At 45.0% G+C, this 3,067-nt stretch carries 4 protein-coding genes; 3 read left to right on the top strand and 1 reads right to left on the bottom strand.

Annotated features, from left to right (window positions below):
• Positions 1–70: 70 nt before the first annotated feature.
• Genes CAG69_RS16680 through CAG69_RS16690 form a run of 3 tightly spaced genes read left to right on the top strand, consistent with a single transcriptional unit; the run spans position 71 to position 2,620 of the window.
• On the top strand, positions 71–1,435 hold the full coding sequence (locus CAG69_RS16680) for a cytochrome ubiquinol oxidase subunit I (RefSeq protein WP_005373264.1): 1,365 nt from the start codon (positions 71–73) through the stop codon (positions 1,433–1,435).
• Positions 1,436–1,463: 28 nt separating this feature from the next.
• Positions 1,464–2,471: a cytochrome d ubiquinol oxidase subunit II gene (gene cydB / locus CAG69_RS16685; RefSeq protein WP_161445244.1), complete on the top strand. Its 1,008-nt coding sequence runs from the start codon at positions 1,464–1,466 to the stop codon at positions 2,469–2,471.
• A gap of 20 nt (positions 2,472–2,491) precedes the next feature.
• A complete protein-coding gene (locus CAG69_RS16690; RefSeq protein ID WP_017447407.1) occupies positions 2,492–2,620 on the top strand; it encodes a DUF2474 domain-containing protein in 129 nt (42 codons plus the stop codon).
• 133 nt (positions 2,621–2,753) lie between these two features.
• Here CAG69_RS16690 and CAG69_RS16695 read toward each other — a convergent pair.
• The coding region (locus tag CAG69_RS16695; RefSeq protein ID WP_161445246.1) for a hypothetical protein at positions 2,754–3,067 on the bottom strand (314 nt) is incomplete at its 5' end.

Here is a 3,067-nt window from a genome sequence, read left to right on the forward strand (position 1 = left end):
ACCTACTTCCCTCATTCCGCTCCTTTTAAAATAGCTCTCTCATAAAACTTAAAAGATCAAAGGAAGTTTAATGTTTGGCCTCGACGCATTTATGCTTGCACGGATACAGTTCGCCTTTACGGTATCCTTTCATATTATTTTCCCCGCTATCACCATAGGTTTGGCCACCTATCTCGCCGTGCTGGAAGGCTTATGGCTAAAAACACGTAATCCCGATTACCAAAAGCTCTATCACTTCTGGTCGAAAATTTTTGCGGTTAACTTTGGAATGGGTGTTGTATCTGGTCTTGTCATGGCCTATCAATTCGGCACCAACTGGAGTGGTTTCTCCGACTTCGCTGGTTCTATCACAGGCCCATTACTGACTTATGAAGTGTTAACGGCTTTCTTTCTCGAAGCCGGATTTCTTGGCGTAATGCTGTTTGGGTGGCGTCGCGTCGGCGAAAAGCTGCACTTTTTTGCAACCTCGATGGTGGCGTTAGGAACGATCATTTCGACGTTCTGGATTCTCGCCTCCAACAGTTGGATGCAAACGCCACAAGGCTATGAAATTGTCGACGGACGTGTGGTGCCAACCGACTGGTTTGCTATCGTTTTCAATCCTTCATTTCCTTATCGTTTGGCGCACATGAGCGTCGCGGCTTTCGTCAGTTCAGCACTCTTTGTAGGCGCGTCAGCCGCTTGGCATTTATTGAGAGGCAATCAATCGACTGCGGTAAAAACCATGTTTTCGATGTCGCTCGGGATCTTAGTGTTCCTTGCGCCACTCCAAGCCGTGATTGGCGATGTGCACGGGCTAAACACTCTGGAACACCAGCCCGCCAAAATCGCTGCCATCGAAGGACATTGGGATAACAGTGATGGCAAACCAACCCCATTGATTTTGTTCGGCATGCCAAACATGGAACAAGAACGCACAGACTATGCCTTAGAAATTCCTGTTTTAGGAAGTTTGATCCTACGCCACAGTTTAACTGAGCCAATCCCGGCGCTGAAAGACTTCCCGAAAGAGGAACGACCGAACTCACCTATCGTCTTTTGGTCATTTCGAATCATGGTCGGGCTAGGACTTCTGATGATTTTTCAAAGCTTCTACAGCATATGGTTACGAAAAAAGAACACGCTTTATACTTCGCGTTGGTTCCTCAAGTTTTCATTGTTTATGGGGCCATCTGGTCTTATCGCAATACTCGCTGGCTGGTTTACGACAGAGGTTGGTCGGCAACCTTGGGTCGTGTATGGCGTACAAAAAACGCGTGATGCGGTTTCTGCACACGGAGACCTACAAATGAGCATCAGCCTGCTGTGTTTCCTTGTTGTATACAGCTTGGTATTTGGTTTTGGTTATTACTACATGATCCACCAAATCAAGAAAGGCCCCGATGCAATCGAACACGATGAGCACGACATGACGACCGTTTCAGGTCGCATTTAGAATTTGTCACAAAGTGAAGGTAGAGAATATGCATTTTGATTTATCCGTGATTTGGTTCGCGATCATCGTTTTTGCCACTTTGATGTACATCATCATGGACGGCTTCGATTTGGGTATTGGAATACTGATGCCCTTCATCAAGGATGAAAAACAAAAAGACGTCATGGTCAACAGTGTCGCGCCAGTTTGGGACGGCAACGAAACTTGGATTGTGCTTGGAGGCGCATCTCTATTTGGCGCTTTTCCCATGGCTTACGCGGTAATAATTGAAGCGCTAACCATCCCTTTGACGTTGATGTTGATTGCTTTGATCTTTCGTGGCGTTGCGTTTGAGTTTCGCTTTAAAGCATTGGAAAACCACTTAAAGTTCTGGGATCGCTCTTTTATGGTCGGCTCGATTTTAACCACGTTTTTCCAAGGCATCGTTGTTGGTGCGGTAATTCAAGGCTTTGCGGTGGAAAACCGCGTCTTCGTAGGTAGCCAACTCGACTGGCTCAGCCCTTTTCCCATCTTTTGTGGTTTGGGTTTAGTCGCAACGTACGCGCTGCTTGGTAGCACATGGCTCATCATGAAGACGGAAGGTGAACTGCAAAACACGATGTACCGCTTCACTAACAAAACACTACTGGCGATGATCTCCGCATTAGTCATTGTGAGCACTTGGACTCCACTTGCTTACCCTGCCATTGCGGAAAGATGGTTTTCTCTGCCTAATTTGTTCTACTTACTGCCCGTACCTGCCATTACTGGGCTGGTATGTTTGAAGATTGCCGACTCCGTTAAAAAGCGTAAAGAGCGCAGCCCTTTCGTGATGGCATTGGTGATCGTGATTCTCGGGTTCGCTGGGCTTGGCATCAGTATCTGGCCAAATATCATTCCTCCTAGCATATCAATATGGGAAGCAGCCGCTCCTGCAAGCAGTCAGCGCTTTATGCTCGTTGGAGCAGTGATCATCATCCCGATCATTCTGGCTTACACCTTTTGGAGTTACTACGTCTTCTCTGGAAAAGTGAAAGAAGGCGAAGCATACCATTAACAAATTGATAAGGAGTGAGTATGAAAGTCAAAAATTGGTGCCGCCAATGGGCTTGGATGGTTGGAATTTGGGTCGTTAGCGTCGCTGCATTAGGGTTAGTGTCTATGTTATTTCGCGTCATGATGACCGCTGCCGGGTTAAAATCTTAGCTCGGCACTTTTAAGTCAATAAAAAATGGATGCCTCTAGATCTTGTGTAAGAGCTAGAGGCGTGGAACCTAATACTCAATCTTAATGATAAAGCCAAGTGTTAAGAATCTACTCAAAACACTCTTTCATAAGTCTACATTGCCTGAAGTCGTTCATGCATGCTTACGAGATCAAAAGGTTCAAGCTTTTTCGCAAGGTTCAGTAATGCTTCCTTTTTATCTTGCGGTAAACTTTGAAACTTCGACTCTAAACGTAAATCCACTTTGCTAAAAAGTAGCTTTCTAATTTGACTAGCTTTTGCCTTTGATAATTGCAATCCATCATTATCGGAGGTTTCAATTATCATGATAATCCTTGCTAACTCACTGAATTCATTATCAGAGCATAAATAAAGTGATTGTTTGTATAAATAGCCAACAGAAATTTCAAAATCAATATTAAGCGCTT

The sequence above is a fragment of the Vibrio sp. V43_P6S15P86 genome (genome assembly GCF_009904725.1).
Lineage (GTDB): Bacteria > Pseudomonadota > Gammaproteobacteria > Enterobacterales > Vibrionaceae > Vibrio > Vibrio diabolicus.

Excerpts from the sequence above, each read along its gene's own strand:
- CAG69_RS16680 (WP_005373264.1), top strand. The coding sequence starts at position 71 with ATGTTTGGCCTCGACGCATTTATGCTTGCACGGATACAGTTCGCCTTT.
- cydB (WP_161445244.1), top strand. The coding sequence starts at position 1,464 with ATGCATTTTGATTTATCCGTGATTTGGTTCGCGATCATCGTTTTTGCC.
- CAG69_RS16690 (WP_017447407.1), top strand. The coding sequence starts at position 2,492 with ATGAAAGTCAAAAATTGGTGCCGCCAATGGGCTTGGATGGTTGGAATT.